Source organism: Bacillus xiamenensis (genome assembly GCF_000300535.1).
Lineage (GTDB): Bacteria > Bacillota > Bacilli > Bacillales > Bacillaceae > Bacillus > Bacillus xiamenensis.
Genome location: NZ_AMSH01000052.1, coordinates 1 through 24,127 on the forward strand (window position 1 = coordinate 1; position 24,127 = coordinate 24,127).

Annotated in this window: 22 protein-coding genes and 1 pseudogene; 20 read left to right on the plus strand and 3 right to left on the minus strand. The window is 42.5% G+C overall.

Going from position 1 to position 24,127, the window contains the following annotated elements:
* Window positions 1–35: 35 nt before the first annotated feature.
* Entirely contained in the window at window positions 36–1,097 is a 1,062-nt protein-coding gene (locus tag BA1_RS14300; protein ID WP_008360332.1) for a DUF4352 domain-containing protein, read from the minus strand.
* Window positions 1,098–1,636: 539 nt separating this feature from the next.
* Between BA1_RS14300 and BA1_RS14305 the strand changes: the two genes are divergently transcribed.
* Window positions 1,637–2,065: a cell wall hydrolase gene (locus BA1_RS14305; protein WP_008360333.1), complete on the plus strand. Its 429-nt coding sequence runs from the start codon at window positions 1,637–1,639 to the stop codon at window positions 2,063–2,065.
* Window positions 2,066–2,177: 112 nt separating this feature from the next.
* Window positions 2,178–2,960 carry a glucose 1-dehydrogenase gene (locus BA1_RS14310; protein WP_008360334.1) on the plus strand — a complete coding sequence of 261 codons (783 nt, stop codon included), beginning with the start codon at window positions 2,178–2,180 and terminating at the stop codon, window positions 2,958–2,960.
* A gap of 18 nt (window positions 2,961–2,978) precedes the next feature.
* On the opposite strand, the gene BA1_RS14315 is transcribed toward BA1_RS14310, so the two are convergent.
* A complete protein-coding gene (locus BA1_RS14315) occupies window positions 2,979–4,019 on the minus strand; it encodes an acyltransferase family protein (protein WP_008360335.1) in 1,041 nt (346 codons plus the stop codon).
* 212 nt (window positions 4,020–4,231) lie between these two features.
* Entirely contained in the window at window positions 4,232–5,224 is a 993-nt protein-coding gene (locus tag BA1_RS14320; RefSeq protein ID WP_008360336.1) for an LLM class flavin-dependent oxidoreductase, read from the minus strand.
* A 421-nt stretch (window positions 5,225–5,645) separates the two neighbouring features.
* On the opposite strand from BA1_RS14320, the gene BA1_RS14325 reads away from it, so the two are divergent.
* From BA1_RS14325 to BA1_RS14405, 18 genes and pseudogenes are all read left to right on the plus strand, one after another.
* Window positions 5,646–6,248: a TerD family protein gene (locus BA1_RS14325; protein ID WP_008360337.1), complete on the plus strand. Its 603-nt coding sequence runs from the start codon at window positions 5,646–5,648 to the stop codon at window positions 6,246–6,248.
* 21 nt (window positions 6,249–6,269) lie between these two features.
* Window positions 6,270–6,851, plus strand: coding sequence for a TerD family protein (locus tag BA1_RS14330; protein WP_008360338.1), 582 nt, complete (start codon window positions 6,270–6,272; stop codon window positions 6,849–6,851).
* A 40-nt stretch (window positions 6,852–6,891) separates the two neighbouring features.
* Window positions 6,892–7,470 carry a TerD family protein gene (locus tag BA1_RS14335; protein WP_008360339.1) on the plus strand — a complete coding sequence of 193 codons (579 nt, stop codon included), beginning with the start codon at window positions 6,892–6,894 and terminating at the stop codon, window positions 7,468–7,470.
* Window positions 7,471–7,610: 140 nt separating this feature from the next.
* Window positions 7,611–8,390: a TerC family protein gene (locus BA1_RS14340; RefSeq protein WP_008360340.1), complete on the plus strand. Its 780-nt coding sequence runs from the start codon at window positions 7,611–7,613 to the stop codon at window positions 8,388–8,390.
* A 100-nt stretch (window positions 8,391–8,490) separates the two neighbouring features.
* Entirely contained in the window at window positions 8,491–9,684 is a 1,194-nt protein-coding gene (locus BA1_RS14345) for an HpcH/HpaI aldolase/citrate lyase family protein (RefSeq protein ID WP_008360341.1), read from the plus strand.
* A complete protein-coding gene (locus BA1_RS14350) occupies window positions 9,668–10,999 on the plus strand; it encodes a phosphoribosyltransferase family protein (RefSeq protein WP_034739583.1) in 1,332 nt (443 codons plus the stop codon). The genes BA1_RS14345 and BA1_RS14350 overlap by 17 nt, the downstream gene beginning before the upstream one ends.
* Window positions 10,992–12,101, plus strand: a complete 1,110-nt coding sequence (locus tag BA1_RS14355) for a cysteine protease StiP family protein (protein WP_008360343.1) — start codon at window positions 10,992–10,994, stop codon at window positions 12,099–12,101. Before BA1_RS14350 ends, BA1_RS14355 begins: the two co-directional genes overlap by 8 nt.
* Window positions 12,098–12,913, plus strand: coding sequence for an HAD family hydrolase (locus BA1_RS14360; protein ID WP_008360344.1), 816 nt, complete (start codon window positions 12,098–12,100; stop codon window positions 12,911–12,913). The genes BA1_RS14355 and BA1_RS14360 overlap by 4 nt, the downstream gene beginning before the upstream one ends.
* Before the next feature lie 70 nt (window positions 12,914–12,983).
* On the plus strand, window positions 12,984–14,600 hold the full coding sequence (locus tag BA1_RS14365; protein ID WP_008360345.1) for a YceG family protein: 1,617 nt from the start codon (window positions 12,984–12,986) through the stop codon (window positions 14,598–14,600).
* Between the two features lie 14 nt (window positions 14,601–14,614).
* A complete protein-coding gene (locus BA1_RS14370; protein WP_008360346.1) occupies window positions 14,615–15,709 on the plus strand; it encodes a toxic anion resistance protein in 1,095 nt (364 codons plus the stop codon).
* 400 nt (window positions 15,710–16,109) lie between these two features.
* Complete coding sequence (gene opuAA / locus BA1_RS14375) at window positions 16,110–17,372, plus strand: glycine/proline betaine ABC transporter ATP-binding protein OpuAA (RefSeq protein ID WP_008360347.1); 1,263 nt, start codon at window positions 16,110–16,112, stop codon at window positions 17,370–17,372.
* Window positions 17,373–17,382: 10 nt separating this feature from the next.
* Window positions 17,383–18,228, plus strand: a complete 846-nt coding sequence (gene opuAB / locus BA1_RS14380) for a glycine/proline betaine ABC transporter permease subunit OpuAB (protein WP_008360348.1) — start codon at window positions 17,383–17,385, stop codon at window positions 18,226–18,228.
* Window positions 18,228–19,109: a glycine betaine ABC transporter substrate-binding protein gene (locus BA1_RS14385; RefSeq protein ID WP_008360349.1), complete on the plus strand. Its 882-nt coding sequence runs from the start codon at window positions 18,228–18,230 to the stop codon at window positions 19,107–19,109. The genes opuAB and BA1_RS14385 overlap by 1 nt, the downstream gene beginning before the upstream one ends.
* Window positions 19,110–19,218: 109 nt before the next feature.
* The gene (locus BA1_RS14390; RefSeq protein WP_237739230.1) at window positions 19,219–19,971 is read left to right on the plus strand and encodes an alpha/beta fold hydrolase; all 753 of its coding nucleotides are present in this window, start codon (window positions 19,219–19,221) and stop codon (window positions 19,969–19,971) included.
* A 22-nt stretch (window positions 19,972–19,993) separates the two neighbouring features.
* Window positions 19,994–20,125: pseudogene (locus tag BA1_RS19555) on the plus strand (short-chain dehydrogenase); the annotation flags it as partial.
* Window positions 20,126–20,421: 296 nt separating this feature from the next.
* Window positions 20,422–21,369 (plus strand): L-lactate dehydrogenase, encoded by a 948-nt coding sequence (locus tag BA1_RS14395; protein WP_008360351.1) that lies wholly within the window; start codon window positions 20,422–20,424, stop codon window positions 21,367–21,369.
* Window positions 21,370–21,412: 43 nt separating this feature from the next.
* Window positions 21,413–23,035, plus strand: coding sequence for an L-lactate permease (locus BA1_RS14400; RefSeq protein ID WP_008360352.1), 1,623 nt, complete (start codon window positions 21,413–21,415; stop codon window positions 23,033–23,035).
* Between the two features lie 361 nt (window positions 23,036–23,396).
* Entirely contained in the window at window positions 23,397–24,026 is a 630-nt protein-coding gene (locus tag BA1_RS14405) for a LysE family translocator (protein WP_008360353.1), read from the plus strand.
* The last annotated feature ends 101 nt before the right edge of the window (window positions 24,027–24,127 follow it).

Here is a 24,127-nt window from a genome sequence, read left to right on the forward strand (position 1 = left end):
TTTGTCTCACTTTATGGGGTCAGTCCCGTTTTTCTTTAGTTCTTGATGAACTTTTCAACCAATGAGCTTGTTTTGTAATCGTTCAAATCAAGCTTCCATTGGTCGATATCGTTTTTCTTCATGTTCACTTCTACTGTTTCTTCAGAAGATGATGGTCCTAATTTTTTAAATTCATCTGGATAGATAGAAAGTAAATATTTCTGTGCATCATCATAAGAGGCTGTACGGTTTTTGCTGTAGAATTCAGTTGCTTTTTCTTTTAAACGATCGACAAGCGGGCTTGCATCAATTGGAGTCAGAGTGACTGTTACGACCGCTTTATCACCGCTGATTGATTTCGTTTTTGTTGAAACTTTTGATTTTTCAGCTAATGTTTCTTTCACAGCTTTTAGAAGCTTATCAAGGTTTTCGTCTTTCGCTGAGCTAGATGAAATACCAGAAGACGAAATATAGCCTTGTTTGAATGATTTATCAAATTCGTTCACTACAGTTGATTTGTTATCACCAGTTAGTTTTTCGAAATCGTCGTTTTTCTTACCAAAAATCATGACATCAATATAAGAAGAAAGGGCTTTTGCAGACGCTTGAAGTGTTTCTGCCTTTTTCATCAAGTCTTTTCCTTTAATATCGAATTCTAGTGTTTTGTCATCTTTTTCCGATCCAGTACCAGGCTCTGTGTAGACAAGTTGATAGTCTTTGTCTTTATCAACCACATAGAAAAGACCGCCTTTTAATACTTTGTCTGCATTTAGAGAACTTGAAGATAATACTTCGTTGTAGTCATCTGGAGAAATCGTAGACACCTGAGCGTCATCTTGGTAAAGTGTAAAGTTGCTTTTATCTACATTAAGAGGTTCTTTGCTGATGTTTTTCACAGATACGTTTACTTTTAGGACATACTGATCATCCTGTACAGATGTATCGTATTGAGGTGGTAATGTGTACTCAGCACTTTCTACTTTTACTTCTGCTGCATCAAGAGATTTTTTTGTATCGCTTTCTTTCGCAGCTGTTTTGTCTTTTCCACCACTACAAGCAGCAGCGACAACCGTTACACACAAAATCAGAAGAAACAGGGATAATTTCTTTTTAAACATGAGATGTTTTCCTCCTCGGGTTTTATGGTGCATTTCATTGGAAATCTTTAGATCATATCGTTCTTTTTGCACAAAAAGAAAAATATTGTATGTTTTTTACTGTAGAATGAAGCGAAAGTACTGTCAATACTTCAGTGCGTTTCAAAGATTGACCGGCTTCAAATAGTAAAAATGACACTAAGTTGATAGGAGAAACTTGTATTTTATTGTTTGAAATCTCCTGTAAAAACTCAATATTTTATATTTTAAGGTTTTGAGTCGGATTATTGAATAGGTTCAAATGACTGTTTTTGAAGAAGGTGTAGGAATTAGAAGGATTTTTATGACTTGTAAATGAGTATATAGTAATGAATATTTTTTCCTGTTATGTGTATGGTTACTTGGTTTGTGTGTTGTTGACAGAGAGACACATGTCCAGCGAAATCTTGAGTTATTTAGATAGGCTGCCGGCACTAAACGTGCGTTTTCATGTCAAAATGGCAGTCATCTACACACAAACGCTACATAAAATAAAAGAGAAATGAAATGGAGGTGGATGTATGGCAGTGGTAAGAGCGACAAGCTCTGATATTGATTTAATGGCCAGATTGTTGAGAGCGGAAGCAGAAGGTGAAGGAAAGCAAGGGATGCTGCTTGTAGGGAATGTAGGCATCAATCGTTTGCGTGCCAACTGCTCTGACTTTAAAGGGCTGCGTACGATTCCACAAATGATTTATCAGGAGCATGCGTTTGAGGCGGTCACGCATGGCTATTTTTATCAACGAGCACGAGAAAGTGAAAAGGTACTTGCACGAAGGAACATTAACGGGGAACGATTTTGGCCTGCGAAATTCAGCCTTTGGTATTTCAAGCCGCCTGGAAATTGTCCAGCGACTTGGTACAATCAGCCGTTTGTGGCAAGGTATAAGTCACATTGTTTTTATCAGCCCACCGCCGAAACGTGTGAAAATGTGTATAACACCTTTTAGCTTGATGAACAGCACAATCCTTTTGAAACAAGAGGATTGTGTTTTTCTTTTTTTCAAAATGGGTAACCATTGTGTATCAACAAGATGCAGCACGTGATTGGAGGAAATGAAGATGTATCAAGATTTAAAAGGAAAAACAGCCATTGTGACAGGTTCGTCTAAAGGAATTGGACAAGCGATCGCCTTGCGTTTTGGACAAGAGCAAATGAACGTGGTTGTGAACTATAAAGGCGATGAACAGGGTGCTGAAGAAACGGTACAAGCCATTCAGCGGCATGGAGGTCAAGCGGTGAAAGTACACGCAGATGTCTCCAAAGAGGAGGGAATTCAGGCATTAATGGATGCAGCACTGGAGCATTTCGACGCATTGGATGTGTTTGTCAATAATTCAGGCTTTAACGGGGAAGAAGCGATGCCGCATGAAATGACGCTGGAACAATGGCAAAAAGTCATTGATGTGAATATCACAGGCGCATTTTTAGGAGCAAAGGCGGCCATTGCCTATATGATGGAGCATGATGTAAAAGGATCTGTCTTAAATATATCCAGTGTCCATCAGGAAATTCCGCGTCCGTTCAATGTTCATTATTCCACTTCCAAAGGCGGAATGAATATGATGACGAAGACGCTGGCTCTTGATTATGCCGAAGCGGGTATTCGGGTCAATGCGATTGCACCAGGCACCATGTCAACCGAATCGAATGACGATCTTCAAGATGAACAGAAAAAGGAAAAACAGCTTAAGAAAATTCCGATGAGAGCCTTTGGTGATCCGAAAGAGATTGGGTCTGCCGCTGCATTTCTTGTATCTAAAGAAGCTGCCTATATGACAGGTACCACATTATTTGTTGATGGAGGTATGACGCTTTATCCTTCTCAAATCAATGATGAATAGAAAAAACCATCCGCCCTATTAGCCGGCGGATGGTTTTTGTTCGTAGCGGTGTGCGGATTTGGCTGGTTTGCCGAGCAGCATAGGATACTTGCTCAAGAAGGAGATGCATGGCACCATGAGCAGCAATGTACCGAGCGTATAAAAGAGCGTCCAAGACAGGTGGGCTGTATCAGAAATATTGATGCCGAGTCCATAATAAACAAATGCTTTCATGATATCGATGATGGCAAATTGCAAAACGAGAATGACAATGGAATGACGTCCGAGATACGTCAAAATAGTGGACGTTTTCAATTTGAAGCTTAAATAAATAACGGCAGCTGAACCAAGCAGTGCACATACATAGAAAATAAATAGATCGCCATAGTCGTTGACACGCATATCAATCCGTGAATTAAAGCTTTGCATGTAAGCCGTTAGCACAAGCAACCCTGTACATAGAAGGAGGGTTGGATCTGTTTTTAATTCCACAAACCATTGCTTGGCTAAAAATCCAATTGCATAAAACACAACAGCCGTTAAGGCGACATTGGCATTCCAAGGGAGACTGTGGTCTAACAAGAAAGTAGAGGCATATCCAGCTCCTCCGCAAAGGAGCGTCAGTAAACTCAATACAGCTGGTTTTCCTTTTGAGAGACGATGCATAAAGAAAAATAAGATGTCCACTAAAAAGAGCGTCGTTAAAAACCAGATGGCTGGGTTGTGCGTCAGCCTTGCTTCATCTGCATTGGATATAAAAATACCTGTAAATGGAACAAAGGGATCAATATCCGTCTGCCCCTTAAAAGCGAAAAAGCGGGTAACAGAGAACCAGAAAACATACGTAATGATGGAGAAATAAAGATAAGGTAAGAGCAAGCTTTTGGCTTTTTTCTGAATAAATGACATAGCAGGAATTGAGGATGATCGAAACATCATACCTGATAGTAAAAAGAAAAGCGGCATATGAAAAGAGTAAATGAATTGCTTTATTGAATCAGGAATGGGTACGTGTGCCATGACGACGAGCAGAATACCGATTCCTTTAGCTGCATCTACCCAGTCGAGTCTCTTTTTCATCGCCTATCATCTCCTTTTTTTCAGCATTGTAAACCGTTCATTTTATATGTACCTCCACTATATAGAAGGTACACCTTCAATGCGTTTACAGTTCGCTAACGATTAGACGACACAATTGCGACCAGATGACAAAAGGTAAGATTTTGACATCTCCATGTTACATTTCCCATTTTTTGTGACAATGTAAAAAAGAAGCCATGTGATGATTGGCTTCAAAATAGTTCTGCGATTCGTTCGAAGGAGCGCTGTTTTTCTAATGGATCAAAGGAATTGTTCAGAATCATGATATCCTCCGTTTGATAGCGATCCATTAACATTTGGAGCTGCTCTTTCACTGTTTGCTTCGAGCCCACAACCATTCGCTTACGATTGTGTAACACTTTTTTCTTTTCCTGTTCAGTATAGTGATATGCCGCTGCTTCTTCTATAGAAGGAACGCGGCTGTCGAGTCCTTTTTCAACACGAAGCAGCCATAAATCTGTACTGCTGGCGATGCGGCTCGCTTCCTCATCTGTTTCATCGCAGATAACAAAGACAGCAAACATAGATTGTGGCTGACGAGAGAAAGCAGATGGAGAAAAGTGTGACTGGTACGTCTCAAAAGCCTTTTTGCCGCGTGCAGGGTGAATAAAATGGCCGAAAATATAGTTGATTCCAAGGGATGCCGCCTGCATGGCACTATTTTCTCCTAGTCCAAGCAGCCAAACCGGCGGAGGAGAGGGAACGAGCGGGGCAGCTTTCACTCCCGCATGCGGATGACCAGAAGGCAGGCTGTCAGATAAGTAAAAAAGAAGATCTTTCAGCTGGCGGTCAAACTGAGACAGATCCTTCTTCATGCCGTCCGTCAATGCCAGTCTCGTCCTTTCAATTCCGCCTGGAGATTTACCAACACCGATCTCAATCCGTCCAGGGTAAAGGGCTTCAAGCTGCCGCGCAACCTCTGCCACTTTAAAAGGGCTGTACTGCGGGAGTAAAATGCCGCCAGAGCCTGTCCGCAAGGTCGATGTATGTGCCGCAATATGAGCCATTAATATTTCAGGCGCCGTACTAGCGAGCCCTCTTGTGCTGTGGTGTTCAGCGAACCAATACCGCTCATACCCAAGTGTTTCCGCAAGCTGAGCGAGCTTCGTCGTCTGGACCAATGTCTCATGTGCTGTCTGCCCTTTAGGAATGGCGACTTGATCTAATATATGAAGTGATGGCATCATCAACATCCTTTCATCAATACGTGGAATCTCTATTCACAAGTATAAAGAAATACATGTATGGAAGGAAACGAAAGGGTGATCCTTCTTTTACATATACCTGAATTTTCTATATCAACATATGAAGCTGTGTCAACACTCTTTTCATTAGTAGAGCTGTTAATCGGGAACATTCGACATTGTTTCACATGAAACACGTGATTTACGACATAAAGCATTTTTCATCAGGTTCTTTCTTTTTAAAAAAATATGACGTTATTGAAACCTATGGTGAACATAGATCGTATATACTAGTAAATAGAAAAAAGAGTAAGAGGCTCCCATGTCATTTCATGAATTTTGTCGAATTTTCATGTATGATGATTTAACAGGGTCCATCGCTTAATAAATAGATTTTTATTATGCTGGAGGAGTGATTGATTTGGCGATTACATTAGAAAAAGGTCAACGTATTGATTTAACAAAAGGAAAAGCAGGACTAACCAATATTCTAGTTGGACTTGGCTGGGACCCTGTATCACAAGGCGGCGGTTTTTTAGGAAAACTGTTTGGCGGCGGAGGCGGCGCTGATATTGATTGTGACGCTTCAGTGCTGATGCTGAAAAATGATAAATTTACTGAAAATAAAGATTTAATTTATTTTGGCAACTTGAAAAGCAAATGCGGCAGTGTTGAGCATACTGGTGACAACCTGACAGGCGAAGGAGACGGAGATGATGAACAAGTCCTCGTGAACTTAAGCAAAGTGCCAGGTAATGTGAATAAATTGGTGTTCGTCGTGAACATCTATGATGCTCTTAGAAGAAACCAGCACTTTGGTATGATTCAAAATGCTTACATCCGCATCGTTGATCGATCAAATAATCAAGAATTAGTGAAATATAATTTAAAAGATGAGTATGCAGGTAAAACATCATTAATCGTTGGAGAGCTTTATCGTCACGAGAATGAGTGGAAGTTTGCGGCTGTAGGAAATGGTACAAATGATGTAAAGCTAGCCGATATTACGAGAAACTACATTTAACTTAGAAGGGAGAGGTTCCTGATGGGAATTTCTTTAGCGAAAGGTCAAAAAATTGATTTAACAAAAACGAATCCAGGCTTAACAAAAGTGGTGGTAGGACTTGGCTGGGACGTGAACAAGTATGACGGCGGACATGACTTTGATCTAGACGCAAGTGTATTCCTTTTAGATGCGGCAGGTAAAGCAAACTCTCCATCTGACTTTGTCTTTTACAATCAAACAACTGGCGGAGGCGGCAGTGTCGTACATACAGGCGACAACCGCACGGGTGAAGGAGACGGAGATGACGAGCAGGTCAATGTCGACCTTTCAACTGTACCAGCGAGTGTTGAGAAGATTTCATTTGTCATTACGATTCATGATGCAGAAGCGCGCAGTCAAAATTTTGGACAAGTCTCTAACGCTTACGTACGTATTTTAAATGCGGCATCAAATGAAGAGCTCATTCGATATGATTTGGCAGAAGACTTTTCGATTGAAACAGCGATTATTGTAGGTGAATTATACCGTCATGGCGGAGAGTGGAAATTCTCGGCTGTAGGATCAGGCTATCAAGGCGGACTTGCCCGTATTGCAACGGACTTCGGCTTAGATATCGGGTAATGACCCGTTTTCATATGTTTAAAGACAGGAGAGATACGATATGGCGATTCAACTTTCAAAAGGACAACGTGTCGATTTAACGAAAACCAACCCAGGACTGACAAAGGTGATGATCGGACTTGGCTGGGATACGAATAAATATTCTGGCGGAGCCGAATTTGATTTGGACGCTTCAGCTTTCTTAGTGGATGCAAACAATCGTTGTCAGCAAGATACAGACTTTGTATTCTATAATAATCTGCAGCATCCTAGCGGTAGTGTGACTCATACAGGTGATAACCGTACGGGTGAAGGAGATGGAGATGACGAGCAAATTCTCGTTGATTTCTCAAAAATTCCTGCTAACATTGATCGTATCGGAATTACAGTGACGATCCACGATGCAGAGACGCGCAACCAGAATTTTGGACAAGTCTCTAATGCATTTGTTCGTGTTGTAAATGAAGAGGGCGGGGAAGAATTGATTCGCTTTGATTTAGGGGAGGACTTCTCAATTGAAACAGCTGTCGTGGTATGTGAATTGTACCGACACGGTAGCGATTGGAAGTTTAACGCAATCGGAAGCGGATTCTCTGGCGGACTTGCAGCTCTTTGTCAAAATTATGGATTAGAAGTGTAAATAGGAGAAACAAATCAATTCAAGAGGCGCTGCCAATGACTCATATGAGGGCCTTTTCCAAAGTGAGAAAGAAACAGCGATCAAGAATAACAGCAGGCGAAAGCCTGCTGATGCTTCTACACTTATAGGAGGAAAACCAGTTGGACATTTTGAAACATATGTTGGACACGTATGCCTCGTTTTTTGATTGGCAAATGTGGGCAGAGGTATTAACAGACCCTGTCTCTTGGGGGCTCATTGGAACCCTTGTTGTGCTTGAAGGATTGTTGTCAGCGGACAACGCACTTGTATTAGCTGTCATGGTGAAACACTTACCTGAAAAGCAGCGTAAAAAGGCATTAACCTACGGATTAATTGGCGCTTATTTCTTCCGTTTTCTATTCATTGGCGTAGGAATGCTTCTTATTAAGTTCTTGTGGATTAAGGTTCTAGGTGCTGCATACTTAGCTTGGCTTGTCATTAAGCACTTCTGGTTAGGTGACGGAGATGACGAAGCGAAGGAATTGAAAAAAGAAGGCTGGATGATTCGTGTATTTGGCGTCTTCTGGGCAACCGTTATTTCTGTAGAAATTATGGACCTTGCCTTCTCGGTGGACAGTATTCTTGCCGCATTCGCTGTATCTGAGGAAGTATGGATTCTTCTATTAGGCGGAATGCTGGGGATTCTCATGATGCGTACAGTGGCACAGTTATTCCTTGTGCTTATTGACCGTATACCAGAGCTTGAGAATACGGCATTTATTCTCATAGGGATCATTGCTGTGAAAATGGGCTTAAGTGCTGCTCATATTGAAATCCCGCATCTCGTCTTCTTTGCGATTATTATTTTAGCATTTATCGGAACGTTTATTGTTCATAAAATCAATAAGAAGAAACATCAAGTTGTGACAAACGAAGCTGCGGCTTCAAAAGAAGAATAGGACGATTGAAAAGGAATGGAGTTGACTAACGGCTCCATCCTTTTTTGAATCATCAAGTCATTTGTTCGATTTTCTCTCTAACAACAGGAGGTGGCACTGCATGCGATATTTTCGTTTTTTATCAGAGGCGAGGCAGCACGATATATTTTTTAAGCGGCCGGCGGCGATTCATTCATTGTCGCCAAGGCATGTACTTGCGCATGCATTAGGTGCTACTTTATATATGCCTGCGACCAGACAGGATATAGCAGATATGCTGCTTTCGCAGAAATATGAAGCGCTTTGCTCTGTTGTGTTTTGTTTGGAGGATGCCATTGGTGATCAAGAAGTGGACATGGCTGAACAGAATCTAGTGGCACAACTGACCTTCCTTTCAGAGAAACTCACTCATTCACCAGAAACGGCTGACCATTTGCCGCTTTTATTCATTCGGGTTCGTTCGCCAAAGCAGCTGCTCAATATGGCAAACTTGCTTGGGTCCTCCCTTCATTTACTGACTGGTTTTGTGTTTCCGAAGTGTTCTGTTCACAATGCAAAGGAATATGTGGACAGCTTGAAACAGGCTTCAGCACAAACGAAGACAAAACTCTATGGAATGCCTATTTTGGAAACACCAGATTTATTAGAAAAAGAAACGAGATATCAGGTGTTGTCTGATTTAAAGCAGATCATGCTGAATGATGAGGAATATATGTTGAATATTCGCATTGGGGCAACGGATCTGTGTGGATTGTACGGCATTCGCCGTGATCGCGAGACCACCATTTATGAAATCAGGCTCATTGCTGAGTTGATCACAGATATCATCAATTATTTTGGCCGTTCTTTTGTGATATCTGGTGCTGTATGGGAGCATTTTGGACCCGCACGAAAAGAACCAAAACCATTCATTCGTGCTCTCTCTAAGGGCGGCGAGCCTTTTTCATCTGAGCCTGATCACATGCAAGGCCTGCTCAAAGAGACAAGGCTGGATGTGGCAAACGGCATTCATGGAAAGACAGTGATCCATCCAACACATCTCAAACCAGTTCAAAGCATGTATGTTGTGACAAAGGAAGAGTACATGGACGCATTAAGCATTTTGGAGCATGCCGATGGCACAGTTGGAGTGATGAAGAGTGCATTCTCTAATAAGATGAATGAAACGAAGCCACATTATCGGTGGGCCGAGCACATTTTAATGAAGTCAGACATTTACGGGGTGTTTCATGAAAATAGAAGCTATATCGACATACTTACAGAATCAGAAGCGGCATACACTGAACATCTTGGCACATATGAAGGTGGAGCTTGATCTCAAAGAGGGGGCTCTTCAGCTTGAAAAAGAGCATCTGTTTGAGATGGCGGCAAGGGTGAACAAAAAGAGAGCCTTTTTATTTGTTAGTAAGGTGCTTGGTAAACATCTGCCTGTTCACCCGCTGAAACCACTTCTTGTCTCAGGTCTTTTGGCAATGGTTTATGCCAAAGAGCAAACGGGCCAGACGCCCCCGCATCAAGACCATCTAGTAAAGGCACTAAAGACGGAAGACCATGCCATGTTAACCGAAGCATATACTGCTCTTAAAAAAGAGAAGCTCATGACGGGCAAACAGCCTATTGTGATCGGTTTTGCTGAAACGGCAACAGCACTTGGTCATGGTGTCTATGACGTGATAGATGGAGCATCTTACATTCATACGACACGTGAACAGCTGCTAGATCTTGATCCTGTATTGGTATTTGAAGAAGAGCATTCTCATGCGACGGATCAGCTTTGTTATGCTGACGAAGCCCTGCTCCTGACTGACCGTCCCGTTGTATTAGTAGATGATGAGGTCACAACAGGCCGAACAAATATGAATATCATTCGGGATCTGCACGCAAAGTACCCAAGACAATCTTATACCCTTCTGTCCATTTTAGACTGGAGAACACCTGCGCATGAGGAAGCTATGCTTCAGCTTCAAGAGGAGCTTGGCATTCAGATCACATCATTGTCTCTATTAAAAGGGCAGATGGTCTTTCGGGGTAAAACGCTGGATGAGCCTTCTTATTCATATGAGATTACTGCACAGGAGAAAAGACCAGCACTCTCTTTTCATTCACTTCAATCTTTCTTTCAACACGTTCCGTATTCACTTTCCCATGCAGTCAATTCGGCTGGCCATTCGCCGTATATACATGAAACAGGTCGTTTCGGTTTAAGCGCAGTGGATACGGTCGCCATTGATCAAGCAGCTGCTGAGGCTGGACTAAAGCTGCGGCAAGAACGCAAAGGGAAACAGACACTCTGCTTAGGGACAGGGGAGCTGATGTATGTGCCGATGAGACTGGCAGCCCATATGGGAGAAGGCGTTCTGTTTCATTCGACCACAAGAAGCCCGATTCATCCGGTCGAAAAGGAAGGGTACGCTGTCCAGAACGGGTTTGCGTTCATGAGTCCAGAGGATTCCCGTATTCAGCACTACGTGTACAACATCCCCAAAGATCAATACGATGATGTCTTTCTTTTTTTCGAGAAAAAAGTTTCTCAAGAAGCATTGCTGCCGCTTGTTCACTTATTTGCTGAGCGGCATGTGAAGCATGTGCATATTGTGACTTTATCAGATGAGGTGAAGGTGAATGGCTAATGTGTATACAAAGATGGGAAGTTATCCAGAGCAGGACGTAACCTTCTTACTCAAGGATTTATCATCGATTGAGATGGAGAAAAGTACAGAAGAGCGGGAGCGCTCTATTCAGAGCGGTGCACATTACTCAGAAATGCTGCCAATTGAATACAAGCCTACGGCATCTTATATGCACTTATTCTATCAATCTCTTGAAGAAAGTAAGCAAAAGGTAGCGGAAGCTGTAGCGATTGTGGCAGAACAAATTGTGAAAAAACGAGGCTTTCAAACCGTACTTTGCAGCTTGGCACGAGCTGGAACACCGATCGGGGTGCTCATCAAGCGGTATATTCGAAAGACGTATGGTCTTGATTTGCCTCATTATAGTATTTCTATTATTCGTGACCGAGGAATAGATGAGAATGCGGTGCATTATATGCTAAACCAACATCCAGGCTTTGAGATTGCCTTTATTGATGGCTGGACCGGGAAAGGCGCTATTTCCAAAGAGCTGCAAAAGGCTGTGCTTGATTTTGAACATAAGTATGGGATTCGTCTTTCTAGTGAGCTGGCTGTGCTTGCTGACCCTGGCTATTGTACAAATCTATACGGAACAAGAGAGGACTTCCTCATTCCAAGTGCCTGTCTGAACTCGACGGTCTCTGGACTAGTCAGTCGAACGGTACTAAACAACCGCTGGATCAATGCCGATGATTTCCATGGGGCCAAGTATTATGAAGAGTTGCTGGATGAGGATGTGTCTAATCTGTATGTAGATACAATTGAAGAAGCATTTTCTAGGCTTGATTCAAATGTACAAGAGAAAGCAGACATCCTCGTCGCACAAGGAGAACCTGCTGATTGGCGGGGGATGACTTCCATTGAAACAATCGGTCAAGCATTTCAAATTGAAAATACGCATTTGATTAAGCCTGGTGTTGGCGAGACGACTCGAGTGCTGCTCAGAAGAATCCCATGGAAAATACTGATTCAGCCAGGGTCTCAGGAGAAGCTGAAGCATATTTTGCTTTTGGCAGAGGATAGAGGCGTTCCCGTCATTGAATATGCAAATATGTCCTACACGTGCTGCGGGTTAATTCGCCCGCTGGAGCAATCGTCATGAAGAAAATAGCGTTTGCCAGCGATTTAGACCGGACACTGATTTACTCGCATCGAATGCTGGAGCAGTTTGCATACAAGGGAGCATATGATGTCATCGAGGTGCTGGATGATCGGCCGCTTTCCTATATGTCTGTTGAAACGAAAACATCCTTACAGGCCATTTATCAAGCAGGATGGCTGATCCCAGTGACGACAAGAACGACCACGCAATATGAACGAATCACTCCCTTTCAACAAGAGATCAAACCAGAGTATGCCATCACGACAAACGGCGGCTGCATCCTTCATCACGGCAAGCCGCTGGAGGAATGGCAGACCCTTGTAGATGAGAGATTGAAAGAGTGTATGCCCGTCAGAGATATGTTGAGGGAAATAGCTGAACTGCCAATTGCCGCCTGGGTCAAGCGTACTCGGACAGCTGATGGGAAATTTCTTTATTTGATCATGAAGGACGAGTATCTTACTCACATTCCGCTCGCTGAATTAAGGCTGTGGGGTGAGGAGAGAGGCTGGCAGGTTTCACTTCAGGGCAGGAAGCTTTATTTTATTCCACAGCCGCTTCATAAGTGGGATGCTGTTGCCTTTCTAAAGGAAAGGCTGAACCTTGACTACGTATATGGTGCGGGCGATTCCTTGTTAGATGCCGAACTCATTCGTCAGGCTGATAGAGGCTATGCCCCAAGGCATGGGGAAGTCTTAGACTTTGATCGATCACTTGAACCGACGGCAGCATCTGGCATGGCGGCAGCGGATGAAATCGCCGCATCTGTCGCAAAGCAGATGACTGCGGCAAAAAAGCCTTCGATTCGATAGCAGAAGTAGAAGGCTGAATGATATGATAGTAGTAACTTTGGAAAAAATATAGGTGAAAGGAAGGAGCGGCGTGAGCTATAAAGAAATCAATGTGACCCAAACAAGGGCGGATCAGGAAGCCTGGAAAAACTTGCTGAAAAAGCCGCTCCCTGAACGAGATGGCTATGTCAAGGACGAGCATACCTTATCCTTGCCTAGTCTAGCCGCCCGGGTCCTTGGAACTCCGCATGATGCAACCGATTATTTTATTTACTTACATGAATTATATGAAACAGACGGCACGCATATTTTAAGTGAAACACTCAATCGGCATATTGAACCAGAGCATTTTCAAGCGCTTCAACGGATTCATTTGATTAATCAGGAAGAAAAGGGATTGTCCGTGAATCGTTTTGTGGCTTTTTTAGATGGCGAGCAGCTGATTGTACGTCATCCAAATCCTGTGATGAACCGGCATATCCGCCTTTCATTAATCAAGGTGTTTGAGCATTTCAAGCAGCTGCATGATGGCGGATTTCAGCATCCTGATTTCCGCCGCGTTTTACTAGATGTGGTGAAGTTTTCAAATAACCATCTAGGGCCATGGCTGAAAGAAGTGAATATTGAAGAAAAAATGCCTGCTGTCATTTGGTATGGAGAGGCGAATAAAAGTCAGCTTTATTTTCTTTACTATGTCATGCTGATTGGCTGTGATGTGGTGCTATTTCATCCGGAAGGCAAGGATCCGTTTCGAGAATTAGATCCAGAAGAAAAGCTGACTTTTATTGATCAGTATCCAGGAACTTCAAAGCTTGAGCCGTTCCCTACTGAAAAGCCTGAGAGGAAATCAACGGTGGCGTACCGTTCGACAAGAGAGCTTGAAGAGGTGCTTCACACAGAAGATTCCATGCTGTATAAGCCATGGCAATTCAGAGATCATACCCCTCATTCCATTACGCTAAAGACAACGTATGATGAGCTGTTTTTAATTGCAAAGGAACGGTCGTTTATCCGCCCAAATTTCAAAGCAGATCGGGATACGATTCAAATTCCGAACCTGTTTGCCAAAATGATGGGGGTCACGAGAGACAAGCGTGAATATTGGGACCGTATCCACACATTAATGGAGTGGAAAGAAACGAAAACGATCCGCCATTTTCCTTTTACGAGAGAAGTGACTTCGAATTATCAATTTCATTATCAGCATGCCCTTTCTCCAGCAGGAGAGATTGATCCTGAATTATTAATGAAAAGCAATGTATGGCAGTTTTCTCATCTATATGAGGGCACGCAGCGAGCGATAGCTGAGGCGATAGCTCGAATCTGCCAGCATCCGAAACTAATCAAAGAAGGCAATGAGACTGATCAGGATGTCCGCCTTTATTTATTCAAACAGCTTCTGCATATCAGCCGCGATCTCATTGAACTCATTCAAACCTTTGATTATGCACAGACTGTACCGAAAGTGATTTTATACCATACAGAATATAATGGTGAGCTGACTCGTTCTGATGCGGCTGCCCTGATTTTCCTAAATGAAATGGGTGTGGATCTTTTCGTGTATCATCCAGCCGGATATCAGTGTATAGAGCGGTATATAGATGACCAATTATTTGATACACATTGGCTCGACGACATGGTCATGAATCAGGAGTTTAAAGAGCCGTCCATCGTCAGAAAGTTATTTCAATCCATTAAAAACCGATAAGGAGATCAAAGCTTATGACAAATACAAACGGTAATGACATCATTTCAATTGATAAAGAGGAGATCACGATTGAGAAGGCAGACGATATCCGCGTTCAGCTGCGCAATGATCCAGAAGTTCAAAACATTGCGAGACAGATTGATGCCAAAAATCAGCTCGAGCTACTTGAATATGGAAAACAGCCGGCTGTCGAAATCTCTAAGTTCTCTGACCGTATTCTGTCCATGATGCGTTCAACGAGCGTCACAGACTCAGGAACGATGCTCACGCAGCTTGGAAAAATTATGGATCGCTTTGATAAAAATGATTTTGACGAGCCAAAGGGTGGTTTGTTATCAAAAATCTTTAAGCGCGGCGGCAGCATGATCGAAAAGATTTTCAGTAAATATCAAACGCTCGGTGCAGAAATTGAAAAAATCAATGTGGAAATCAATAAATATAAAGACGAAATGACCAAATCGACTGTGACGCTTGAAGAAATGTATGAGCATAACATTCAATACTACTTGGAGCTTGAAAAGTATGTCGTAGCAGGTCAAATGAAAATCGAAGAATTAAAGCAATTGGTTCCTTCTTATGAAGAAAAAGCGGCGGGTGGAAACCAGCTGGCGCAAATGGAGCTGGATACGCTTCGTAATGGTATTCAAGCACTTGAAGAGCGTGTGTATGACCTTGATATGGCACGAATGGTGGCCCTCCAAACAGCACCGCAAATTCGTTTGCTGCAGCGTGGGAATACGAAATTAATTGGGAAAATCAACTCTGCCTTCATCATCACCATTCCTATTTTCAAAAATGGAATCATTCAAGCTGTCACAGCAAAGAGACAAAAGCTTGTGGCTGATTCAATGAGTGAGCTGGACAGAAGAACCAATGAAATGTTGAAACGAAATGCTGAAAATATTTCAAGCCAAAGTGTTGAGATTGCCAAGTTATCCGGTCGTCCAAGCATTGACATTGAAACGATTGAATCATCCTTTAATACGATTGTACAAGGGATGAAAGAGACGAAGCAGATCGAAGAGGAAAACAAACGATTACGTGAAGATGGCACAAAACGTATGCTTGAGCTTCAAGATCAGATCAAGCGGGCTGCCCTAGAGTCCTAAAAAAACAAGCTGTCTGTAACTAAAGTTGCAGGCAGTTTTTTTGTTTATTTGATTAAAATTTGAGAGAAGAGGTTTTTATGAGGCCATTTTCGGGTAAATCCTGTTCAGGAGAATGGTTCACTCATGATTGAAAAAGTCTGGCAGCACGAGTATTCGACTTATTTTTTAGCACAATGAGGAAATTCCAGTAAAATATTGTCTGATGAGAGAAAATACCCCGTAAAATATGTAGTTTATGAAGCATTCTATAGGATTTAAGAGTAATACGGTGTATAAACCCTAATCACCAGACCTCTATATGGAATTCATACATATTGTGCGGAAATAAGCGAATTCTAAAGATTGTTCGCATCATAACGCGTATGTTACGGTTATAAAGATGCTAATTTGGAGGGAAAATATGAATTCTGAAGAGAGAAAGATCAAAATCAAGATAAATAATGTATCTAAAATTTTCGGTAAAAATGCTAAAAAAGCATCTCAAATGCTTGAAAAAGGGAAAACAAAAAGAGAGATCCTCAAAGAGACCGGCGCAACAGTTGGTGTCAATCGAGCAAATTTTGATGTGTATGACGGCGAGATATTTGTCATCATGGGGCTATCAGGGAGCGGAAAGTCCACACTTGTGCGGCTGCTAAACAGGTTAATCGAACCAACCTCCGGCGAAATTTATATTGATGGGGATATGATAACAAATATGTCAAAGGATCAATTGCGTGAAGTCAGACGGAAAAAGATCAGCATGGTCTTCCAAAACTTCGCATTGTTCCCGCATCGTACAATTCTGGAAAACACAGAATACGGACTTGAATTGCAAGGTGTAGAGAAAGAAGAACGCCGCTCAAAAGCGCTTGAATCTTTAAAGCTTGTTGGGCTTGAAGGCTTTGAAGAGCAGTACCCAAATCAATTAAGTGGCGGTATGCAGCAGCGTGTTGGATTGGCACGTGCACTAGCTAATGACCCTGATATTTTGTTAATGGATGAAGCATTCAGCGCACTAGATCCATTAATTCGTAAAGACATGCAGGATGAATTGCTTGAGCTTCATACGTCTGTAGGAAAAACGATTATTTTCATTACCCATGATTTAGATGAAGCGCTTCGTATTGGCGACCGCATTGTCCTCATGAAAGACGGGAATATCGTTCAAATCGGAACACCAGAAGAAATCCTGATGAATCCATCGAACGAATATGTCGAACGTTTCGTTGAAGATGTTGACCTTTCTAAAGTATTAACCGCTGGTCATATTATGAAACGTGCAGAAACCATTCAGATTGACAAAGGGGCACGTGTTGCACTCACGCTCATGAAGAATCTTGGGATTTCGTCTATCTATGCAGTAGATAAGAAAAAGCATTTATTAGGTGTTATTTCTGCACAAGCAGCGAAAAAAGCGGCAGAAACGGGTGCGTCGCTTGAAACTGTTCTTGATAAAGAATTTACAACGGTATTGGAAACAACGTATTTAACAGAGATCTTTGATGCGGTGTCTGATGCGAACATTCCAATTGCAGTTGTTGATGAGAAAAACAGAATGAAGGGTATTGTGGTCAGAGGTGCATTGATTGGTGCATTATCAGGAAATGATGAGTATATCAACATGTCTGACGCCCCAGAGGAAATTAAAGCACAAGAGCCTTCTACACAGGAGGTAGAATAAGATGTTTAGTATGAGTGATTTACCTAGAATTCCGTTCGCGGATTATATCGATCAATTTGTTGACTGGTTAACATTAACCTTTGGTGGTTTCTTTGATGGCATCACAAATGGATTAGCTGGAACAGTAAATGGAATTGTAGCAGCACTTGGTGTCATTCCATCTATCATTTTAACCCTTATCTTTGCCGGGATTGCTTGGTGGATCAGTACAAGAGGAGTTGCTCTTTTCACACTTATTGGATTTTTACTGATCGACTATTTAGGCTACTGGCAGCCAATGCTTCAGACACTTGCGCTCGTTGTGACAGCCGTGATTATTTCGATTGTGATCGGGGTTCCGATTGGTATTTGGGCTTCACAGCAAGAAACTGTGCGTAAAATCGTCACACCTATCTTAGACTTAATGCAGACAATGCCTGCATTCGTTTATCTCTTACCAGCGATCTTCTTCTTTAACATTGGCGTGGTTCCTGGGGTTGTGGCATCGGTTATTTTCTCTATGCCGCCAACGATTCGTATGACCATTCTCGGTATTAAACAAGTACCAGCCGATTTAATTGAAGCAACAGAAGCGTTTGGTTCAACGACATTCCAGCGTTTATTCAAAGTTCAGCTTCCGCTTGCAACAAAAACGATTCTGGCTGGGATTAACCAAAGTATCATGCTTGCTTTATCCATGGTCGTCATTGCGGCAATGGTAGGTGCGCCAGGACTTGGTTCAGAAGTATACAGTGCAGTAACGCAGCTGAAAACAGGTATTGGTTTTGAAGCTGGTATCGCCATTGTGATAGTTGCGATTACACTGGATCGTATTACACAAAACATTAAAACGAAAAAAACCAGGGGGAATGCTTAATGTGGAAAAAGTCTCTCTACATTGGGATGACCGCCCTGCTCGTCTTTTTACTAGCCGCATGTGGTGCACAATCAGATTCAAATGCGAGTGCAGCACAGCAGGTCAATAAAACGATTATCGGGATTGATCCAGGTTCAGGTATTATGGCCTTAACCGATCAAGCGAAAATGGATTACGGCTTAGAGGATTGGACGGTTGTGTCTGCATCAAGTGCAGCCATGACAGCCACGTTGAAGAAATCCTACGACCGTAAAAAGCCAATTATCATTACTGGCTGGAATCCTCACTGGATGTTTACCCGCTATGATTTAAAATATTTAGATGATCCGAAAAAATCATATGGTGATGAAGAAGAAATTCACACCATTTCACGTAAAGGATTTGCGAAGGATCAGCCTGAAGCAGCTAAAATGCTCAGTCAGTTTAAATGGTCTCAAGATGACATGGGCGAAGTGATGCTTGATATCCAGGATGGCGTCAAACCGAAAGATGCTGCCGCTAAATATGTGAAAAAACATAAAGATCAAGTGGCTAAATGGACAAAAGGCGTGAAAAAATCGAATGGTGATAAAATCAATCTTGCCTACGTTGCGTGGGACAGTGAGATTGCAAGTACCAATGTTGCGGCAGAAGTACTGCGAGATCTTGGTTTTAAAGTGACCTTGACTCAGGTTGAAGCGGGTCCAATGTGGACAGCAATTGCAACCGGAAGTGCTGATGCATCATTATCTGCTTGGCTTCCAAATACACATAAAACGTATGCAGCGAAGTTTAAAGGAAAATATGATGACCTCGGTACAAGTATGAAGGGTCTGCGAATGGGTCTAGTTGTTCCGACTTATATGAAAAACGTGAACTCCATTGAGGATTTGAAAAAATAGCCAATTATGTAATAGTTCCCTTATAATAGAAGGGAGCATATGGAAAAAGCAGTCTGCTCAAAAAGCGGCTGCTTTTTTCATATACATAAGGATGGTGGACGAATTGTCGATGGTGAAAAAACCAATCATGGTTTTCCTGCATGGCGGAGGAGTGAGCAGCTGGATGTGGCAGGAGCAGATTGAAAAGTTCAAAGAAGCGTATGATTGCTATACCCCTGATCTCATCGGACACGGGACAAGAGCAAATGAAAAGTCGTTTTCTATGCGAGAAAGCGCCGGTGAAATCATCTCATGGATTGAACAGCATGCGCAAGGTCGTATAGTCATTCTCATTGGCTTCTCTTTAGGTGCGCAGATAGCCGTTGATGTGTTATCGAGAGAGCCAGACATCGCAGACATTGCGGTCATTAACAGCGCCCTTGTGAGGCCATTGCCATGGCTCTATTGGATGGTAAGACCGATTTTACCTCTCACTTACCCGCTGTTAAAAAAAGAATGGTTTATCCAGCTGCAAGCTGAAAAGTTAGGAATTCCAAGCCAAGCGCTCGGTAACTATACGGCTGATTCGAAACAGTTGCAGAAGGAAACCCTGCTTACCATGTTTCAAGAAAACCTTCATTACAAGCTCCCACACACATTTCAGCAAGCGAAGGCACGGATTCTTGTCACAGTGGGGGAAAAGGAAAAAGGCATCATGAAACGGTCAGCGAAAAAAATCACACATGCACACCCAAAGGCAGAAGGGTTCATTGTGCCGGGCATTGGACATACGTTTACTTTTGAAAAGAAGGAACTTTTTACGGACATGATCAAGAGCTTTATAGAGGAGCGTGCGTTACCAGCGGAATTAAAGGAGATATAGGGAGCCATGCCATTTTGCCATTCATGTGAGGAAAGATAAAATATCCGTCACCTGTATCAATCCAGGAGAGCTGGCGAGATGTGTCATTCATCTATCAAGGGTGTCCTGTGTAAAAGAAATCAATGTCCCAGCAATGACAGATTTGAATGCGTAAAATAAAGCAGACCACCCGCTTGAAGGAAAGACGGGTGTTTTTTTATTTTACGATGAATGCTGCTGAAGGTTTTGGTATACAGCTTCAGTCAAAATCTCAATGCCGGTAAAAATCGCATTTTTCTGATGGAAAAATGTATGGAGACAGCGATTTGAAACCACAATAAGAGTGTTCACAAATTCGCTACATATTTATTTAAGAAACCCCCTTGAAAAAGTTTGTGAAGTATTGCACAATATAAATGTGAAATAATTCACAAACAAACAACTTAGTTTTACTCAGGAGGATGAGGAGACATGACAAACGAAAAAGTAAACAAAGTAGCGCTTATTGGAGCAGGTTTTGTCGGCAGTAGTTATGCCTTTACATTAATAAATCAAGCGATCACAGATGAATTGGTAGTCATCGATTTGAATCAAGATAAAGCAATGGGTGATGTCATGGATTTAAACCATGGGAAAGCATTTGCCCCGCATCCTGTGAATACTTGGTATGGAGATTATGAGGATTGTCAGGATGCTGACATTGTATGTATCTGTGCTGGTGCAAACCAAAAGCCAGGTGAAACGAGACTTGATCTTGTTGAGAAAAATTTAAATATATTTAAAGGCATTGTCGAAAACGTAATGAAAAGCGGATTCGATGGCATTTTCTTAGTTGCTACAAACCCAGTTGATATTTTGACATATGCGACTTGGAAATTCAGCGGACTTCCGAAAGAACGAGTCATTGGCAGTGGAACCACTCTTGATACCGCAAGATTCAGATACATGCTAAGTGAGTACTTTGAAGCAGCAGCACACAACGTACACGCGTACATCATTGGAGAGCATGGGGATACAGAGCTTGCTGTTTGGAGCCATGCAAATATCGGAAGTGTACCGATCGCAGAATTAATGAAGAAAAATGATCAATACAAACAAGAAGATTTAGATGAGATCATGGAAAATGTGCGTCATGCCGCTTATCAAATCATTGAGAAAAAAGGTGCCACTTATTACGGTGTAGCGATGAGTTTAGCCCGTATTACAAGAGCCATTTTGCACAATGAAAACAGCATTCTGACTGTCAGCACTTATTTAGATGGAGAATACGGAGCAGAAGATGTCTACATTGGTGTACCTGCCCTTGTGAACCGAAATGGTGCAACAGAAGTGATGGAGCTTGCACTAAATGACACAGAAAAAGAAAAATTCGCACATAGTGTGAATGTGTTAAAAGGGATTTTAGCTCCTCATTTTTAATCAATCAAAGGCAACCTATCTGAGCAGAAAAGGATGAATCACTATGTGGCAGCAAATATATGATCCGTTTGGTAATGAGTTCGTGAGTGCATTGGTGGCGATGCTTCCAATCTTGTTTTTCCTACTTGCATTAACTGTATTTAAGTTAAAGGGTGTTTTGGCCGCTTGTTTTACCTTGATCGTCAGTTTTGTAACAGCTGTATTCTTCTTTCATATGCCGGTTGAAAAGGCATTATCTGCTGTGCTGCTCGGTATATCTAATGGGCTGTGGCCGATTGGATATATCGTGATCATGGCTGTATGGCTCTATAAAATTGCTGTGAAATCTGGAAAATTCGATGTTATTCGTTCTAGTATTGCAGGAATCTCTCAAGATCAACGTTTACAGCTCTTATTAATTGGTTTTAGTTTTAATGCATTTTTAGAGGGAGCAGCCGGATTTGGTGTACCGATTGCGATCAGTGCCGCTCTCTTAACAGAGCTTGGATTTAAACCACTGAAAGCCGCTATGCTCTGCTTAATTGCCAATGCTGCGTCTGGCGCATTTGGAGCAGTGGGTATTCCAGTGATTACAGGGGCGCAAATGGGAAATATGCCGCCGCTTGCTTTGTCTCAAACCTTGGTATATACGATTCCGTTTATTTCATTCTGTATCCCGTTTCTACTCATTTTCATTGTAGACGGCTTTAAAGGGATCAAAGAAACGCTGCCAGCCTTGCTTGTTGTGAGTGGAAGCTATGCCATTTTGCAGGCTGTGACCATGGTGACGATGGGGCCTGAGCTGGCGAACATTATTTCAGCTTTAGCAAGTATGGGGATGCTGGCTCTCTTTCTCCGAAAATGGCAGCCAACACACATTTACCGTGAAGAAGGAGCACCAGCCATTGAACAGAAACAAACGTATAGCGGCATTGAGGTGCTGAAGGCTTGGTCTCCGTTTTATATCTTAACGGCTGTGATTACGGTATGGAGTCTGCCTGCATTTAAAGCGCTGTTTGCTGCGTCTGGCCCGCTCAATTGGACAACCATTTTAGTGAAAATGCCGTTTCTGCATCAGCAAATTGTGAAATTACCGCCAATTGCCCAAACAGACACACCGCTTGATGCGATCTTTAAAATTGATGTCATCAGTGCAACTGGTACTGCCATTCTCATTGCGGTCATGCTGACAGGATTGTTTAGCCGGCAGATCAAATTAACAGATGGCGCTGCCTGCTTACAAGCAGCAGTGAAGGAGCTTTGGATACCTGTTCTCACGATTTGTTTTATTATGGGGTTTGCCAACTTGGCGAACTTTGCTGGACTAAGCTCTGCAATTGGTCTCGCGCTTGCCAAAACAGGCGATTTGTTCCCGCTTGTCAGTCCAATGCTTGGTTGGATCGGTGTGTTTATTACGGGGTCTGTTGTGAGTAACAATGCCTTATTCGGTAACCTTCAAGCGGTCACGGCTTCTCAAATCGGTTCTCAGGCAGGTTTGTTAATTGGGGCGAATACGACCGGCGGTGTCATGGCGAAACTCATTTCTCCGCAGTCTATCGCCATCGCAACAGCAGCTGTTGGAGAAACAGGGAAAGAATCTGAGCTTTTCAAAAAAACAGTGAAGTACAGCTTCATCTTGCTCGGCATCGTATGTATATGGACATTCATTCTTGCTCAATTTGTATAGGTTCATAGATTGATTGAAAGTCCTTGACGTCTAGAAAGGACAGCAAGCTTTTGCAGAGCAAATTGACCATTCTTACGCACCAGCTCGCAGGATTGCGGGCGAATGCGAGGGTTTGTGTGCACGCTAAGACTGAGAGATTTCTCAGTCTTTTTTCTTTATGAAGATTCTCTTCTCACGAGACGAGTGGGCAGCTGGATATGTTCACGCTGTAAAGGAACAGCTCCTGCGCAGCTGTCAACGCTGAAAGCAAATCGGTAAGAAGCTCCTCCCTTTTTCAGTTTATCTTCATAAAAAGGACTTGTACTAAAACAGATAAAGTTTGAATAACATGTACAAGTCAGCATCAAAAGGAGGACGTCTTGTGACGGTGTTTTTTGGATATATCTTTTTAGGGTTGTCGCTTTCAGCGCCTGTTGGGCCAGTCAATGCAGCCCAAATTGACAGAGGGATTAAAAGTGGATTTTGGCACGCGTGGATTTTTGGTGTGGGGGCCATGGCTGCGGATATTGTGTATATGCTCCTCATTTATTTTGGTGTCGCCCAGCTTTTGACCGCACCTCTTGTGAAAACTTTTTTGTGGCTGTTCGGCTTTTTCGTTCTGACCTATACCGGTATTGAAAGCCTTCGTAAAATCAATTTGCAGGAGAGCCCGAAAAAGGATGGAGGAAACATATCAATCGGACACTCATTCATGTCAGGGTTTTTCATTTCTCTTTCCAATCCGCTCAGTATTTTATTTTGGCTTGGAATCTATGGCAGCATTTTGGCCAATACGATCGAAAAGTATGGAGCATCCCAAATGCTGATGTACAGTTTGGCCATTTTTATCGGCATGCTCATATGGGATTTCTGTATGGCGCTACTCGCCAGTACGTTTAGACGGTATTTAAATGAACGGATATTGCATGGCTTATCTGTTCTTGCCGGTCTATCTTTACTCGGCTTCGGTGCCTATTTTGGATATCAAGGGATCATGGCATTGATTGGGTAGAAGGATGAATGAAACAGACTGATATGTTCAGTCTGTCAGCGTGTAGACAAACCCTCGCATTCTTTGTCAGTCCTGCGTGCCGGTGCTCACGAATGTCAAAT

Excerpts from the sequence above, each read along its gene's own strand:
- BA1_RS14300 (WP_008360332.1), bottom strand. The coding sequence starts at position 1,097 with ATGTTTAAAAAGAAATTATCCCTGTTTCTTCTGATTTTGTGTGTAACG.
- BA1_RS14305 (WP_008360333.1), top strand. The coding sequence starts at position 1,637 with ATGGCAGTGGTAAGAGCGACAAGCTCTGATATTGATTTAATGGCCAGA.
- BA1_RS14310 (WP_008360334.1), top strand. The coding sequence starts at position 2,178 with ATGTATCAAGATTTAAAAGGAAAAACAGCCATTGTGACAGGTTCGTCT.
- BA1_RS14315 (WP_008360335.1), bottom strand. The coding sequence starts at position 4,019 with ATGAAAAAGAGACTCGACTGGGTAGATGCAGCTAAAGGAATCGGTATT.
- BA1_RS14320 (WP_008360336.1), bottom strand. The coding sequence starts at position 5,224 with ATGCCATCACTTCATATATTAGATCAAGTCGCCATTCCTAAAGGGCAG.
- BA1_RS14330 (WP_008360338.1), top strand. The coding sequence starts at position 6,270 with ATGGGAATTTCTTTAGCGAAAGGTCAAAAAATTGATTTAACAAAAACG.
- BA1_RS14335 (WP_008360339.1), top strand. The coding sequence starts at position 6,892 with ATGGCGATTCAACTTTCAAAAGGACAACGTGTCGATTTAACGAAAACC.
- BA1_RS14345 (WP_008360341.1), top strand. The coding sequence starts at position 8,491 with ATGCGATATTTTCGTTTTTTATCAGAGGCGAGGCAGCACGATATATTT.
- BA1_RS14350 (WP_034739583.1), top strand. The coding sequence starts at position 9,668 with ATGAAGGTGGAGCTTGATCTCAAAGAGGGGGCTCTTCAGCTTGAAAAA.
- BA1_RS14355 (WP_008360343.1), top strand. The coding sequence starts at position 10,992 with ATGGCTAATGTGTATACAAAGATGGGAAGTTATCCAGAGCAGGACGTA.
- BA1_RS14360 (WP_008360344.1), top strand. The coding sequence starts at position 12,098 with ATGAAGAAAATAGCGTTTGCCAGCGATTTAGACCGGACACTGATTTAC.
- BA1_RS14370 (WP_008360346.1), top strand. The coding sequence starts at position 14,615 with ATGACAAATACAAACGGTAATGACATCATTTCAATTGATAAAGAGGAG.
- opuAA (WP_008360347.1), top strand. The coding sequence starts at position 16,110 with ATGAATTCTGAAGAGAGAAAGATCAAAATCAAGATAAATAATGTATCT.
- opuAB (WP_008360348.1), top strand. The coding sequence starts at position 17,383 with ATGAGTGATTTACCTAGAATTCCGTTCGCGGATTATATCGATCAATTT.
- BA1_RS14385 (WP_008360349.1), top strand. The coding sequence starts at position 18,228 with ATGTGGAAAAAGTCTCTCTACATTGGGATGACCGCCCTGCTCGTCTTT.
- BA1_RS14390 (WP_237739230.1), top strand. The coding sequence starts at position 19,219 with ATGGTGAAAAAACCAATCATGGTTTTCCTGCATGGCGGAGGAGTGAGC.
- BA1_RS14395 (WP_008360351.1), top strand. The coding sequence starts at position 20,422 with ATGACAAACGAAAAAGTAAACAAAGTAGCGCTTATTGGAGCAGGTTTT.
- BA1_RS14400 (WP_008360352.1), top strand. The coding sequence starts at position 21,413 with ATGTGGCAGCAAATATATGATCCGTTTGGTAATGAGTTCGTGAGTGCA.